This window comes from Brooklawnia sp., assembly GCF_032229645.1.
In the GTDB taxonomy this organism is placed as follows: domain Bacteria; phylum Actinomycetota; class Actinomycetes; order Propionibacteriales; family Propionibacteriaceae; genus Brooklawnia.
Window position 1 is genome coordinate 7,804 of record NZ_JAVTWX010000040.1, and the last position, 15,168, is coordinate 22,971.

Below are 15,168 nucleotides of genomic sequence, written 5' to 3' on the forward strand. Positions count from 1 at the left end.
GGCGGTGCCGGTCGAGTTAAGAGCCACCTGGTCGTTGCCGAGTTTGGCCATCACCTCTGCCATCACCTGGCGGATCAGATCTTCTGATTCCATGATTGACCTCCTATCGGTACTCGACCCGAAGGGCCGTGGGCTTCTTGTTCGGATCGGTGAGCTGAACTTCCTTGATGTGCATGACCGCGGCGATTGCCTGGTAGGTCGGACGCGCCATCTGGTCGTTGCGCACCGGAACAGGCTCAGGAGACTCACCCTTCGCGTACTTCGCGGCGTTGCGACCGATGGCACGGAAGGTCTCCAGATCGATCAGCGGAGCCTGCGGGAACAACTCGAGGTTCGACAGTGGCGGCAGATCAGCTTGATGGATGACCGTGGTGCCACGGGACTGAATTCCGATACCGATACCTGAACCGGAATACTCGGCGGCATCGTGCGCGATGAAGCCGACATCAGCGGTGCGGTAGAAGCGGACGAACCGGTAGGCCAGGCCCTCCTCCTCGATGCCCGCGCAGATTTCGCGGAGCACCTTGGCATGCGGGATGCCGACGATTGTCTTGGTCATCTTGCCGCCGAAAGCAGGTGACAGCGCGATGACGACCTCGCGGGGGCTGACGCCCTTTTGGGCGGGACCATCCTCGGTGATCGTGATCTTGTCGCCGACCTGGTCGCTCACCGAAGGTGCCGCAGCAGTTGCGACTGCCGTGCCTGCCGAGCTGGCGGCGAACTCGTTGACGACCTGTTCAATAATGGCGCGCAGTGTCTTCTCGTCCATTGTCATCACCTCAGATTTCCTCAGGGCTGATCGCCTGGCGGATGGTCTTCAACTGATCCCACTTCTCGTCGGTGATCTGGTAGCCGGTCTTGGGCCCGCGGTAGTCGTTCGGGTAGTTGACCGCGCTCATCACGTGGAAGTTCTCGTCGAGAATCGCCGAGGTGTGCAGGTAGTCGCCCGACACGCGCTGCTTCAGCATGTTGTAGACCGATGTGGCGACATCTTCGAAGCCGCCACGGTCAAGAGCCTTGACCAGGTCGACGCCGGTGATGCCACGGTTCATCAGATCGTCGGTTGCCTTCAGGTCTTCGACGACGTTGCGCTTGGGCATGTCCTCCGAACCACGGGCATAGGTAGCGGCCTCGACCTCTTCGTCGGTGATCTCGGGCAGCCCGAGCTCACGGAAGATCGCCTGAATCGCCTTCGCCGCGTGATTGCGGACCCGTACCACGTCCTCCTCGAGAACCGGGACCAGGCCGCCGTCGATCTTCAGATCGCGCTGAATGATCAGCCAATCGTCGTAGTCGTCGGCATCCCAGTTCGAACCCGCGAACATGTTGTCGTAGTTCGGCGTCGACGAGTAACCCGAGCAGATGAAGTCGGTGCCGGGCACGAACTGCATCAGGGTGCGGGCGACTCGACGCAGATCCGAGTGCGTGAACGACTGGTCGTTGGACGACGCACACTCCAGGTCGAGACTCATGGCGATCAGGTTCTCGGCCAGGATCGCGCGGATGCCACCAGGGACGGCCGCCGGAACACCCACGCAGGAGACCGAACCGTTTTGGATGCCCTGCGAGCCGGCGCCTTTGGCGACGTAGAGGCAGCGAGCCTCCAGGTAGAGCATCGACTTGCCTTCGGCGAAGCCCATCTGGACTTCGGAACCGGTGCCGGAGGTGAACCGCATCTTCAGGCCGCGGGACGCGTAGCACGATGCCAGGAACGACTTCGACCACGGAGTGTCGTCGCCGTCCATGAAGACCTGCTCGGTGCCGTAGACCGAAACCGTCTCGGCGTAGGCGGTGAACCCGCGCATGCCGAGCGCCAGCTCGGTGGCTTCCTCGACCGAGCACTGGGTGAGGATACCGGGACGCCCGACCTGCGAACCGACCATGATGGCGATCGCGTTGAACGGTGCATAACGGACGATGCCGACGGTGGTCTCTTCCTCGGCGAAACCACGCAACGAGCCCTCAGCCGCGTCCGCTGCGATCTGGACGGGGTTGTCGCGCACGTTGGTGACGTGCGCCTGGTTCGCCGGGAACGCGCGGGAGCGCATCTTGGTGACGGCCATCATCATTTCGAGGACGGTCATCTGATTGACGACCTCGGTGATCTTTGCCGGAGTCATGGCCGTGGTCAGCTTGACGACCTCGGCACGCGGCACGCGGAAGTCGACCATCTTCTGGGCAAGTTCCAGCGAGTCGGTCGCGTTGACCTTTTCGGCATTGTCGAGCCGGACGCCGTAGTCGGCGATGAAGGTGTCGAGCATGTCGAACTGGTCACGCTTCTTGCCGTCCATCTCGACGACCAGGCCGTTCTCGATTGTGATCGAGGGCTTGGGATCTGCCGGCGCATCAACTGCGATCAGGCCGACCTCAGGCCACTCGGTTACGTACCCGTCTTGGTTGACTGGGCGGGCGTCCAGTGCTTCGAAACGCTTGCTTCTCACTAGAATCCCTCGAATCAGATGTAAGGCGTGGTGGTCGACTCGGGGTAGTCGCCGAGCGCGGCGAGCAGATCGCGCCCGACCTCGCGGGCGGCGATGATTGCCTGGCGAACGGCACCTGAGTCACCGGCGAACGTTGCGATGACCTCATTGGAGAAGCTCGTACCCTGCGCCGGGCTCGAGTATCCGATGATGTCGATCGTTGCGGCCTTGGCTGCGGTATCGGCGAGCACCACGCCGATGGCGGCGGGGGCACCCACGGTGATGCCGAATGCCTTGCCGATCGGGGCACCGAACGCCTTGTTCAGCGCATAGCTGGCACGGGCCGTGTACTGGAACTCCAGGTGGCCGGCCTCATTGCCGTAGACATCGCCCATGGTGCGCTCGACGTCGGCGAGAGTGACCTCGACCGCGCGACGGGCGTCCGAGACGTCCTCGGCACCGAAAATGATCAGCGAGCCGTGCCCGGCGCCACCCTTGGTGTCGCGAGCCAACTCGATCTTCAAGATCTCGGTGTTGGTCGCCTTGACGGCCTCATCGGCGGCGAAGATCTGCGGGCCGGCGCCGGTGCGATCACCGATGATGCCGATCGAACGGAACTTCGGATCGATACCCATCAGGGCATGAATCTGGGGATCCACGTTGGGGATGACCAGGCCGATGGTGTCGCCGAGGGCAGATGCGCCGACGAATTCGGTAACCGCGGGCATCCTGCCTGGAATCGGGGGCAGCGCGCCTTTCGGTGCACCGACTGCGGCGCTGCTGACCGATGCAGCAGCAGGGGCCTTCGTTGCCTGCGCGTCCACGCGCTGCAGAACGGCCGACATGATCTGATTGACCAGTTCCTCGTTAGCCATGGGTGGTCACGACCTCACTTGTTGATCGACGGGAGAATCGACTCCACGTCGGTGTGAGGGCGAGGGATGACGTGGACGGAGACCAGCTCGCCCACCTTCTGTGCGGCTACAGCACCGGCGTCGGTGGCCGCCTTGACAGCCCCGACATCGCCGCGCACGAGCACGGTGACCAGACCGGACCCGACCTGCTGCTTGCCGATAAGAACAACGTTTGCCGACTTGACCATCGCGTCGGCGGCTTCAACGGCGGGGACGAAACCCTTCGTCTCCACCATTCCGAGAGCCTCTTGCATTCCGAACTCCTCCGTTGGATGGGACCCAGCTACTTTCACCACCTGGGCGCTCACCGAGAAGAGTACGACCGTTATACGGGCAGAAATACGGTATTGTCTGACCAGTTTCAGGCACGTTATTTTCTAGATCAGAATTGAATTGTGCACTTGCTATGACCAAAAAGTGCAACAGAAATGCGTCAGTAAATGAGATATGTGCAACTGCCAGGACGCATGCCGGCGGCGTGACGCTTTGATGGCCGGCCTGCGCGGCCAGACGGTCGGGCTTGCCGAAGCGGATCGCAGCGGCGACAGCGCGAGCGGTCGACGAGGGTGACCGGCAACGGTACGCAATAGCGTCAGGCGATCGCGGTGAGGATAGCGGCCAGTTGCTCGGTGCCGGCGGGTACCGGATTGCCCGAGGTGCAGTAGTCGCCGGCCGCCTGCTGAGCGATCCGGGGGATCGCCGCGACATATTCCGAGCGGTTCACGCCCGCTTCGGTGATGCTGGCAGGCATCTCAAGATCGCGGCGGAGCTTCTTGATCCATTCGCACAACGCCGGCACGAGGTTCCGCTGGCTGGCGGCGGTCAGCCCAAGGGCGGCGGCCAGTGCAGCATAGCGACGTGCAGTGGGGGTCAGCCCGCTCGGTGCGAAGCCCAGCTCACCGGCATTGAACGCGATCACATGCGGCAGCAGGATGCCGTTGAGGCGCCCGTGCGCGACCCGGAAGCTGCCGCCGATCGAGTGTGAGAGCCCGTGCACGATGCCGAGTGAAGAGTTCTCGAAGGCGATGCCTGCCATCGTGGCCGCGGTGTGCTGGTGCTCTCGAGCCTCCATATCGTCTCCATCGAGGAAGGAACGCACCAGATATTGATGGGCCAGGCGCAGCGACTTCTCGGCGAGGGCATCGGAGAAGTCATTGTGACCCTTGCCGACGTACGCCTCGACGGCATGGCTGATGGCATCCATGCCGGAGTCCGCCGTCAGTCTCGGCGGCGCGGTACGAACCGCCTCCGGATCGAGGATGGCCACATCGGCCACCATGTCCGACGATTCCAGCGGAAGCTTGGCGTGGCTCTTGTGATCGGTGACCACCGCGTACGAGGAGACCTCCGATCCGGTGCCACTCGTAGTCGGAAGGATGAAGAAGCCGGACTCCGCATGGCGTCCCTGCTCGATGGCCAGTTTGCGGACGACCTTGGCAGTGTCGATGGCCGACCCACCGCCGATGGCCAGCACGGCCTGTGGATCGAAGGCGTTGTACGCTCGCAGACCTGCCGTCACAGCATTGATGTCGGGATTGGGCTGCACCTGGTCGAAGACCTCGACGATGGCGTCGCCCAGCTGATCGCGGACGCGAGCCATCAGCGGTGTGCTGACCATGAAGCCATCGGTGACGATGAGGACCCTGCGTCCGGATAGCCCGGACAGTTCTCCGAGAGCTTCAGGCCCGTAGCAGAGAGTCGTTCTGAGCTGAAAACGATGCACCGGCGGGACCTCCATTGCGCGACGAAGACTGACGCCGGTATTCGCTCGGTGTCATCCCGGTGTAGGTCCGGAACACCCGCGAGAAGTAGTTGACCTGGTTAAACCCCAAGTCAGCCGCGATCTTCCGAACTGGCGTCTGCGTGAAAGCTAGCATCAGCTGCGCGCGCGAGATCCTCCTGGTAGCGATATACGACACGAATGTGCATCCCGTGACAGATTTGAACAACTTCGAGAAGTGGCCCGGCGACCAGTGCAGCATTTCGGACGCTTCGGTGAGCGTGTACGGGTGACTGGGCTGCCGCGCGATCTCGTTGAGCAGGTCGCGTAGATCCGGCCGCCGCTGCGGACGCGATCGCGAGATCTCGTCCAGCACGATGGTCAGCAGCCGTTCCAGGTAGACCTGGCATTGGAAGCGATTGCTTGTTGTAGTGCGGGCATGCTGCTGCGACTTGACGAGCTCGGATAGGTGCTGGACGATGCGAGGCGCGCAATCAGCGGCGACCTTGACGATGGTCTCTTCGATCGTTGCCAGCTGCTCGCGCAGATCGCCTGGACTGCTGAATGTCTCGTCCAACATGATACTGGCTTCGGTGAATGCATCGTCCAGGCTCTCCGCTGCGAGTGCGTCGCGCAGCACAGCGTGGTGTCCGGTGAGCTGTTCGTGGACCGGTTCATGGTCGGCCCAATCCGGCTGAGTCACCAGTTGGAACTGCGGCTGTGCCCGCTCCGCCTGCGCGGCTGCGGCTGCGGGGGAACCCGACTTCGTCGGCAGGCTGATGATCGGGCACTTGCGGATCACTCCCGCCGATGTGCTCAATCCGACCAGCATCTCGGAGGCGGCCTGGATGCGCCGGCGCGAATAGACCGGAATCTGGTCATAGAGTTCGACCAGATGCGGGTTATTCCGCCAAGAACTGCTGTTCGTCAGGTACTGAGGCTGGGCAGTGTCGTCTGCCTGACGCACTTGGCCGGCAGCCACCGCTCCCAGATAGTTGTCGCCGTCGACCATCGGCACGCTGAAGTCGACCAGCCCGGCGTGGCATCGGTAGATGCGCGGCGATTGTTCGATCAAAGACTGGAGTGCGCCGTGAGCATCGCAACTCTGACAGAGCTTTCCGCGCACTGGATCCTTGCGCATGATCTTGCAGAACTCGGTGAAAGCGCATGGCGGAGCTACCGGCACCCCTTGCGCCTGCACGATTACCGAGGCGAGTCCCGTCGCTTCAGAATAGTCTGCAGTCACCCGCTGGATCCGGTCCAAGTTCCATCTTTCCTGTTCCGGATCTTCCATTGTTCCCTCCCGTGGGTATCACCGAGACTAGTTCATTCGGCAAAGAATCAGAAGGGAAATTGCAATGGTTTCTCGTCCGCGACGAAAATTGCGGGGCATTGTGGCTTCGCGCGATAATTGCGCGGCTGGTGGCTGATAGGCCGACTTGGTCAAACGCTTCGGCGCTCGACCAGCAAGACCGAGTCCTTGAGCTGGGCCGGTTGGCCATCGGGACCGGTTGCTGGGCGGGAGCGCACCTCGGCGAGCCGCACCTGCCAGAGAGCGGGGTCAAGAGCGAGAGCGTCGAGTTGCTCATCGGGGGTACATAAGGTGTGCTCGGCGTGCGCATGATCGTGGGTGTGATCGCCATCAAGCCATGGTGGACGCTCGGCGTGTGAGACGGCCAACAGGTGTCCGCCGGGACGAAGCTGTCGAATCGTCCTGCGGATGATCCCGTCCGTCCCATAGAGGTCGGGCAGGTGCAGAAAGCTGGTGGTGACCAGATCGTAAGGGCCGTCATCGGGCTGCCACGAGGCAAGATCGGTGGCGATGAATCGGGTCGCGTCCGGGGGCAGGCTCAAACGCTGCGCTGCGGCCCGGGCGCGAGTGATCGCGCTCGGCGCGAAGTCGATTCCGGTCACCGTCCAGCCCTGCTGCGCGAGCCAGATCGCATCGCCGCCCTCACCGCAGCCCAGATCGATGGCGTGGCCTGGCAGGAGGCGGCTCACGCCATCGATCACGGCCTGGTTGGGTTTGCCCGACCACAGCCGTTCGGCCCGGCTGTATCTGGCGTCCCACTCGTGCTGGGTCTCCGGACGCTCGTCAGTCATGAGTCAATGATGGGGTGGTCGTCCAAGGACCTGGCAGATTGATCTTGGCTATTTGGACGAGGATGCCGGATGACCGGGGCAGCGCTCCGAGACCGGCACGCCGGCCAAGGCTTCCTCGATATGCTCACCGCAGCCGGCCCAGGTGGGCTTGCCGCAGATCTGGCAGGTGACTCTCTGGCACATGATCTTTCTCCTTCTTCTGGAATCTGTTGGTGTCGGTTCGGTGGCGGACATCAGGCCAAGGTGAGGAAGAGCTTCTCGAGTTCTTCGGCGGTGATCCCGTCGGGGCGTTCCGTGTCGGGATCGATGAGGCAGTCCTTCATGGCCGACGAGATGATGGCGAAACCGGCCCGGTCGAGCGCACTGGAGACAGCGGCCAGCTGGGTCACCACATCGCGGCATGAACCGCCGTTCTCGACGGCGTTGATGACCCCGTCCAACTGGCCGCGGGCGCGGCGCAACCGATTGAGGATCTTGCGCTGGGCTTCTGTGTCACTCGTGGTCATGATCGCCTCCTGACGAGATTGGAACTCAATTTGTGATGATGACAGACGCGGCGTCGTCCCCGAAGACAGCTCGCGCAGTGAGCATGCCCCCCGATAGCGATGCCGAATCGAACCCCGCCTGACTGAGTATCCGGTGGGCGATCGCCGAGCGTACGCCGGACTGACAGAGCACCCGGACCGGGCGTCCGGCCGCAGCCAGACGGACCTCGTCGAGATGCTCGCGCAGCTGCGTGTGAGGAATGTTCAGCGTTCCGGCAAGATGCCCGCCGGCGTATTCCTGGGCGCTGCGCACATCGAGCAGCAGCGCTTCGGCAGCGACCTGGTCCAGGTCGGAGGCGTACCACAATCGCAGGGTGCCGTTGAGCACGTTCTCGCCGACCATGCCCGCCAGGTTGATCGCGTCTTTCGCCTGGCCGTAAGGCGGCGAATACGACAGGTCGAGGTCGATCAACTCGGTCACGCCCATGCCCGCCCGGATCGCGGTCGCGAGCACGTCGATGCGCTTATCGACACCCTCGGTGCCGACCGCCTGCGCGCCGAGGATCAGCCCGTCCGAGGAACGCAGATGCACGCTGAGGTGGATCTGCGCAGCCCCCGGGAAGTAGCCGGCATGCTGGTTGGGATGCAGGTGCAGGGTGTCATAGCCGATGCCCGTGGCCTCCAGCGATGCTCGGTTGGCCCCGGTCATCGCGGCGGTCAATCGTCCGACTCGCACGATCGCGGTGCCCAACGGCTTCGGCAATGGTCGGGCCACACCCGGCCGGACGATCGCGTCCGCGACCAGACGGCCAGCACGGTTGGCCGGGCCCGCCAGCGCGACCGGACGTCTGGCCCCGGTGACGGCATCGGTGCTGATCGTCGCGTCTCCGACGGCCCAGACCCCGTCCAGTGAGGTGCGGCCGTGCGCATCGGTGATGATGGCGCCTCGCTCGCAGGCAACGCCGGCGGCCTCGAAGGCGGCGGTGTCGGGCCGCACGCCGACCGAGAGCACGATGAGGTCGGCTTCGATGCCCGAGCCGTCGGCCAGCATGACGGTATCGGCATCGGTGCCTTGGACAATCCGGGCGGCGGCGACACCGGTGCGCACCGTGATGCCAAGCCTGCGCAGTTCTTCTGTGACCAGCCACGCCTGCTCGGTGTCGAGCGGCGGCAGCACATGATCGGCGAGTTCGACCAGGGAGGTCTCCAGGCCTTGGTGGGCCAGCGCTTCGGCCGCTTCCAGGCCGATGAAGCCGGCACCCAGCACCACAGCGCGTTTGGCGCCGGCATCGACACCATCGCGCAGGGTGATCGCGTCATCGACGGTGCGCAGCGTCTGCACTCGGGGTGAATCGATGCCGTCGATCGGCGGCCGGAATGCGGTGGCGCCGGGGGAGAGCACCAAGGCGTCATAGCCGATCTGCTGTACTCCCTCGGGCGTCGCGACGGTGACCTGGCGTGCTGCCGCGTCCAGGCCGATCACATCGTGGCGGGTGCGCACATCGAGATTCAGCGCTGCCTTCAGGCTCTGCGGGGTCTGCACGAGCAGGGCGCTGCGGTCGGCGATCTCACCGCCTACGTAGTAGGGCAGCCCGCAGTTCGCGAAAGAGACGTGTTCGCCCCTTTCCAAGACGATGATCTCGGCGGATTCGTCCAAGCGCCGGGCGCGGGCGGCGCAACTCATGCCTCCGGCGACTCCGCCGACGACAACAATCCGGGCGGCTCGTGCCGCTGGATTCGTGGTGTTCTCAAACGTCATGAGCATGATGATACCCCAGGGGGTATGTGGTTCGCCAAATCGGCGCTGCTTCGCACGCCGCCGGCGATAGCTCATTTCTTCGATTGATGGCCGCAGGGGTCTTGACTGATTCGAATTAATGTTCGATAGTTTAAGGGTGTTAGTCAACGCCACCACAGCTGCAGCGACCCCTCATGGGGACTTGCTGCAGCGCCTGCGTAGTCAGGCCGATGCCGGCGCCCGGGTGCGCCAGCAGGTGGCAGTGCATCCGGCGTTGGCGGGTCTGCTGGATGGTGGCCTGCAACCGGGAGCCGCCTACTCGGTGAGTGCCGGGTCACTGCTGCTGGCGTTGCTTGCCGAGCCATCCAGCACTGGGCTGTGGTGCGGAGTGGTTGGCATGCCCGAGCTGGGTGCCGAGGCCGCCCGCAGTGCCGGTGTCGTGTTGGACAGACTCGTTCTTGTACCGCAGCCGGGGGAGCGATGGCTGTCGGTGGTGGCCGCGCTGGCCGAGGCGCTGCCGGTGGTGGCCGTCCGGCCGCCCGCCCGGGCGCGGGATGCCGATGCTGCGCGGCTGGCTGCCCGGATGAGGGAACGTTCCTCGGTGCTGCTGGTCTGCGGCGAGTGGCCGCGGGTCAATGCAGAACTTCGTATCGAGCAGGCGAAGTGGTCGGGCCTGGGCGCGGGCCATGGCTATCTGACCAGCCGCGAGGTGGTGGTGAGCGCGACCAACCGGCATTCCGGTACGCCCCATACCGCGCGGCTGATCCTGCCCGATGCCAGCGGCCGTCTGTCGGCGGGCGAACTGGTGACTGCCGGAGCAGGCCGGCGGCCACGGCTGCGGGCGGTCGGCTGATGTCTACCGTGCTCGCACCGACGAGGTGCCTCGTCTTATGGTTTCAGGATTGGCCGGTGATCGCCTGGTGGCTGGCAGAAGGCCTGCCGCAGGGCGGTCCGGTAGCTGTCATCGAAGCCAACCGGATCGTCGCATGCTCCCCATCCGCACGCGTCGAGGGTGTGCGGATGGGGCAGCGCCGTCGCGAGGCGCAGGGCCGCTGCCCGCAGCTGCAGGTGGTGGCCGCCGATGTGCAACGCGACGAGCAGATGTTCACGCCGCTGGTGGTGACGATCGAACAGAGTGTGCCGAAGGTCCAGATCGTGCGTCCAGGACTGGCGGCGCTGCGGGCGCGTGGCCCGGCCCGCTACTACGGCGGCGAGCCCGAAGCTGCCAGGGAAGTTCTCGCCGGAATCGAAGGGCTGGGGATAGCCGGTGGCAGGGTCGGGATAGCCGATGACATCTTCACCGCCGAGCAGGCCGCTCGGGACGCGGACCCGATCCGGGTGGTGCCACCGGATGGTTCGGCCGGCTATCTGGCGCCGCTACCGGTGAACCGGCTGGGCGACCCGGAACTGAGCGAACTGCTGCCCAGGCTGGGAATGCATCTGCTGGGCGATTTCGCGGCGATGACCACCGGCGATGTGCGCGATCGGTTCGGGTCCCGTGGTGTCCGGTTGCACGAGCTGGCCTGCGGCCGGGATCCGCGCGAAATCGTGCCGCGCACCATACCACCCGAGTTCGCTCAGCAGATCGATTTCGATCCTCCGCTCGCGCTTGCCGAGCAGGTCGCCTTCAGTACACAGCTGACCGCCGAGAAGTTCGTTGCCGGTCTGGCGGCCAGGCAGTTGGTCTGCACGGAACTGCGGGTCATTCTGCGGGCTGAGCAGGGCGAACATGTCGAGTGTGTCTGGTTGCATCCGGGCTGCTTTGACGCTGCGGGGGTGGTTGATCGGGTGCGCTGGCAGCTGCAGGCGGCGGCCGGCAACGCGATCGGCAGCGGGCTTGTGCGGGTGCGCCTCGAACCGGTTGCGACCGATGCGATCGCCCATCACGCACCGGGCCTGTTCGGTTCCGGCACCGATGAGAAGGTGCATCACGTGCTGTCCAGAGTGCAGGCGATGCTGGGTCACGAATCGGTGGTGATCCCTGTCATTAGTGGTGGACGAGGACTGGCCGAACGCCAGCAGTTCGTGCCCTGGGGAGATCGTACGGTGCTGAATCGTCCGGCCGATCGTCCCTGGCCAGGACGTCTGCCAGATCCGCTGCCGGCCACCGTCTTCCCGCAGCATCGCCGGGTCGAGGTGACCGATGCCGACGGTGTACGGGTCGGTGTCAACGAGCGGCTGCTGCTGACCGGTATCCCGGCCCAGTTGAGCGTGGGGACGGTAAGCCTGCAGCTGGCAAGCTGGGCTGGTCCGTGGCCGGTCGATGAGCGGGGCTGGGATAGCACTCATGCGGCCAGGGGATGCCGTTTCCAGATGGCCGATGCCACTGGCGGAGCCTGGCTGCTGATGCTCGATGAACACGGTGGCTGGTGGCTGGAAGGACGGTACGACTGATGGGGTATCACAATCCGCCTGTCACGTGGCGTCAACTGGAAGGAACCCTGACCGGCCGCAAGCCGCGCAGCGATTCGGATGCACCATTTTCTTGGAAGCGTGCGCCTTATCAGGCGCCGCCGATCGCGCGTCCCGAGCATCCGGTGCCCTATGCCGAGTTGCATGCTCATTCGTCCTTCTCGTTTCTGGACGGGGCCTCAGGTCCGGCCGAACTGGTCGAAGAGGCCGAGCGTCTGGGACTGTACGGGTTGGCGCTGACCGATCACGACGGGCTCTACGGCATCGTCCGGTTTGCGGAGGCAGCCGAGCCGACGAGCGTGAAGACGGTCTTCGGGGCGGAGCTTTCGCTGGAGTTACCGGCACCGCAGAAGGGCGTTCCCGATCCGGTAGGCCGCCATCTGCTGGTGCTGGCTCGCGGCGAGCAGGGATATCACCGGTTGTCCGGGGCTATCACGGCGGCGCAGCTGGCCGGACGCGAGAAGGGTCGTCCGGTCTTTGATCTCGATGACCTGGCCGAACGTGCCGATGGCAGCTGGGTCATCCTGACCGGCTGCCGCAAAGGGGCGGTGAGGCAGGCACTGCGCTCCGGTAGTGTCCGGGAGGCCTCCAGGGAACTGACCGAACTGGTGGACCGTTTCGGCCGGGACCAGGTCTACGTCGAGCTGACCGATCATGGTAGCCCGCTGGATGGCGTGCACAACGACGCGCTGGCTGCGATCGCCGAACAGGCCGGGCTACCGGTGGTGGCGACCGGCAATGTGCACTATGCGAACCCCGGTGCCCATCGGCTCGCCCAGGCGGTGGCCGCAGTGCGGGCGAACCGCAGCCTCGACGAACTCGACGGCTGGCTGCCCGCCGCCGGTACCGCGTTTCTGCGCTCGGGTGCAGAGATGCGGACGATCTTCGCGCGCTATCCCGGAGCTGTCGAGCGCACCGTCGAACTGGCCGATGAGTTGGGATTCCCGCTGCGCAGGCTGAAACCAGCGCTGCCCACCCAGGAGGTGCCGGATGGGCACACGCCGATGTCATGGCTGCGCCGGCTGGTCCGGCAGGCGGTGCCGCGCAAATATCCCGATCTGGACGACGCCGGGCGCACCCGCATCGACCATGAGTTGGATGTCATCGAGGCCAAGGACTTCCCGGGCTACTTCCTGATCGTGCATGACATCGTCGCCGAAGCCAGGCGCCGGGGGATCCTATGCCAGGGACGTGGGTCGGCGGCCAACTCGGCGGTCTGCTATCTGCTCGACATCACCGCGGTCGACGCCATCTTCTACAACCTGCCATTCGAACGGTTCCTGTCGTCGCTGCGCGAAGAGGAACCCGATATCGATGTCGACTTCGATTCAGACCGCCGAGAGGAGATCATCCAATGGGTTTTCGACAAGTACGGACGCGAGCGTGCCGCCCAGGTCTGCAACGTCATTCAATACCGGCCGAAGAATGCCGTGCGCGATATCGCCAAGGCTCTCGGCTACTCGTCGGGTCAGCAGGATGCTTTCTCTCGCGATATCGAGCGGTGGGGTGGTCCGCTGGCTGCCGATGGCAGCAATAGCATCCCGCCGCAGGTGATCGACCTCGCGAATCAGCTGCTGAAGGCACCACGACATCTCGGCATCCACTCCGGCGGAATGGTGCTGACCGAGCGTCCGGTGGGGCAGGTGGTGCCGATCGAGCACGCCCGGATGCCCGACCGCACGGTGATCCAGTGGGACAAGGACGATGCCGCCTGGATGGGGCTGGTGAAGTTCGACCTGCTGGGGCTGGGCATGCTTGCGGCGCTGCAGCATTGCTTCAACCTGATCCGGGAGGCGACCGGTGAGCAGTGGGAGCTCGCCACCTTGCCGAAGGAGGAGAAGGCGGTCTACGACATGCTGTGCCGGGCCGATTCGATCGGGGTCTTTCAGGTCGAGTCCCGTGCCCAGATGGGGTTGCTGCCGAGACTGCAGCCGCGCCGGTTCTACGATCTGGCGGTTCAGATCGCACTGATCAGGCCCGGCCCGATTCAAGGCGGGGCGGTGCACCCGTTCGTCCGTCGCAAGCTGGGGCAAGAACCGGTGAGCTATCTGCATCCGAAGCTGGAGCCCGTGTTGGCTCGCACCCTGGGGGTTCCGGTCTTTCAGGAGCAGCTGATGCAGATGGCGATGGCCGTCGGGGACTGCTCGGGTGAGGATGCCGATCTGCTGCGTCGGGCGATGGGTTCGAAGCGTGGCCTGGAGCGGATCGAATCGGTGCGCGACAGGCTCTATGCGGGTATGAAACGCAACGGGCTGGTGGAGGATGAGGCCGACATCATCTACCGGCAGATTCAGGCTTTCGCCAATTTCGGTTTCGCCGAGTCGCACTCGCTCAGCTTCGCATTGCTGGTCTATGCGAGCTCGTGGATCAAGCTGCACTATCCGGCTGCCCTCCTGGCCGGACTGTTGCGGGCCCAGCCGATGGGTTTCTACTCGGCCGAGACGCTGACGGCCGACGCCCGCAGGCACGGGGTCGAGGTGCATCGTCCCGATCTGCATCGCTCGGGTGCCGACGCGGGTCTTGAGGCACTGGCCGGCGGAGCGGATGGGCCGACCGGCCTGGATTTGTGCTGCGAGCGGCGTCAGCCGCCGGTGGGGGAGTTCGATCCCGCTGAGCCCAATCCGGCCCTGCCCGGCGAGGGGGCGAAGCATCGTAGGGATGGCCGGTTCGCGGTGCGGTTGGGGTTGGCCGCTGTACACGGCATCGGGAAGGACGTGGCCGATCAGATCGTCGCTGAACGCGACGCGGGTGGCGAGTTTCGCTCAATGGAGGATCTCGTCCGTCGTACCGGTGTGACCGAAGCGCAACTAACAGCATTGGCCACGGCCGGCGCATTCGACTGCCTGGGACTGACTCGGCGCCAGGCATTGTGGCGAGCCGGTACCGCGGTGCTCGATCAGGCCGAGACGCTGCCCGGCACCATCGCCGCGTTGCAGCCGCCGCTATTCGCCGAGCAAACCGGGCTGGAGAGACTGGCAGACGATCTGGCTTCGACCGGGGTGTCGGTCGACGATCATGTCATCGCCCACATTCGTGGACGCCTGACCGAGCGCGGTGTGCTGACCTCGGCCGAGCTGCGTACCTTCGAGGCCGGACGCAGGGTGGAGGCTGCCGGGCTTGTGACCCACCGGCAGCGGCCATCGACTGCCTCGGGAATCACCTTCGTGAATCTGGAGGACGAATTCGGACTCATCAATGTGGTCTGCTCGGCAGGGCTATGGCAGCGGTACCGGCGGGTGGCTCGATCGTCGGCGGCGCTGATCGTGCGCGGAAAATTGGAGCGCTCCCCGGAGGGGATCGTCAACCTGCTCGCCGACCGGTTGGAGCCGCTGGCGATCGATGTCGCGCATCACTCACGTGACTTTCGTTGAGCGGA

General features: G+C 64.8%; 13 protein-coding genes. 3 read left to right on the plus strand and 10 right to left on the minus strand.

Annotation, left to right across the window (positions count from 1 at the left end; translation table 11 throughout):
• Positions 1-103 precede the first annotated feature (103 nt).
• From AAFP05_RS02365 to AAFP05_RS02410, 10 genes are all read right to left on the minus strand, one after another.
• A complete protein-coding gene (locus tag AAFP05_RS02365; protein ID WP_341728250.1) occupies positions 104-769 on the minus strand; it encodes a propanediol/glycerol family dehydratase medium subunit in 666 nt (221 codons plus the stop codon).
• 10 nt (positions 770-779) lie between these two features.
• A complete protein-coding gene (locus AAFP05_RS02370; RefSeq protein WP_341728251.1) occupies positions 780-2,441 on the minus strand; it encodes a propanediol/glycerol family dehydratase large subunit in 1,662 nt (553 codons plus the stop codon).
• A gap of 14 nt (positions 2,442-2,455) precedes the next feature.
• Positions 2,456-3,295 carry a propanediol utilization microcompartment protein PduB gene (gene pduB / locus AAFP05_RS02375; protein WP_341728252.1) on the minus strand — a complete coding sequence of 280 codons (840 nt, stop codon included), beginning with the start codon at positions 3,293-3,295 and terminating at the stop codon, positions 2,456-2,458.
• Between the two features lie 14 nt (positions 3,296-3,309).
• Positions 3,310-3,588 (minus strand): BMC domain-containing protein, encoded by a 279-nt coding sequence (locus tag AAFP05_RS02380; RefSeq protein WP_341728253.1) that lies wholly within the window; start codon positions 3,586-3,588, stop codon positions 3,310-3,312.
• A gap of 338 nt (positions 3,589-3,926) precedes the next feature.
• On the minus strand, positions 3,927-5,057 hold the full coding sequence (locus tag AAFP05_RS02385; RefSeq protein ID WP_341728254.1) for a 1-propanol dehydrogenase PduQ: 1,131 nt from the start codon (positions 5,055-5,057) through the stop codon (positions 3,927-3,929).
• On the minus strand, positions 5,014-6,348 hold the full coding sequence (locus tag AAFP05_RS02390; RefSeq protein ID WP_341728255.1) for a PocR ligand-binding domain-containing protein: 1,335 nt from the start codon (positions 6,346-6,348) through the stop codon (positions 5,014-5,016). Before AAFP05_RS02390 ends, AAFP05_RS02385 begins: the two co-directional genes overlap by 44 nt.
• 149 nt (positions 6,349-6,497) lie before the next feature.
• Entirely contained in the window at positions 6,498-7,157 is a 660-nt protein-coding gene (locus tag AAFP05_RS02395) for a class I SAM-dependent methyltransferase (RefSeq protein ID WP_341728256.1), read from the minus strand.
• A gap of 48 nt (positions 7,158-7,205) precedes the next feature.
• Complete coding sequence (locus tag AAFP05_RS02400) at positions 7,206-7,340, minus strand: hypothetical protein (protein WP_341728257.1); 135 nt, start codon at positions 7,338-7,340, stop codon at positions 7,206-7,208.
• Positions 7,341-7,390: 50 nt separating this feature from the next.
• Positions 7,391-7,663, minus strand: coding sequence for a metal-sensitive transcriptional regulator (locus tag AAFP05_RS02405; RefSeq protein WP_341728258.1), 273 nt, complete (start codon positions 7,661-7,663; stop codon positions 7,391-7,393).
• A 25-nt stretch (positions 7,664-7,688) separates the two neighbouring features.
• Positions 7,689-9,401 (minus strand): FAD-dependent oxidoreductase, encoded by a 1,713-nt coding sequence (locus AAFP05_RS02410; RefSeq protein WP_341728259.1) that lies wholly within the window; start codon positions 9,399-9,401, stop codon positions 7,689-7,691.
• A gap of 136 nt (positions 9,402-9,537) precedes the next feature.
• Here AAFP05_RS02410 and AAFP05_RS02415 point away from each other — a divergent pair, with 136 nt between their 5' ends.
• Genes AAFP05_RS02415 through AAFP05_RS02425 form a run of 3 tightly spaced genes read left to right on the plus strand, consistent with a single transcriptional unit; the run spans position 9,538 to position 15,163 of the window.
• Positions 9,538-10,233, plus strand: coding sequence for a hypothetical protein (locus AAFP05_RS02415; protein WP_341728260.1), 696 nt, complete (start codon positions 9,538-9,540; stop codon positions 10,231-10,233).
• Between the two features lie 56 nt (positions 10,234-10,289).
• The gene (locus AAFP05_RS02420; RefSeq protein WP_341728261.1) at positions 10,290-11,774 is read left to right on the plus strand and encodes a DNA polymerase Y family protein; all 1,485 of its coding nucleotides are present in this window, start codon (positions 10,290-10,292) and stop codon (positions 11,772-11,774) included.
• Entirely contained in the window at positions 11,774-15,163 is a 3,390-nt protein-coding gene (locus tag AAFP05_RS02425) for an error-prone DNA polymerase (protein ID WP_341728262.1), read from the plus strand. The genes AAFP05_RS02420 and AAFP05_RS02425 overlap by 1 nt, the downstream gene beginning before the upstream one ends.
• Positions 15,164-15,168 lie beyond the last annotated feature (5 nt).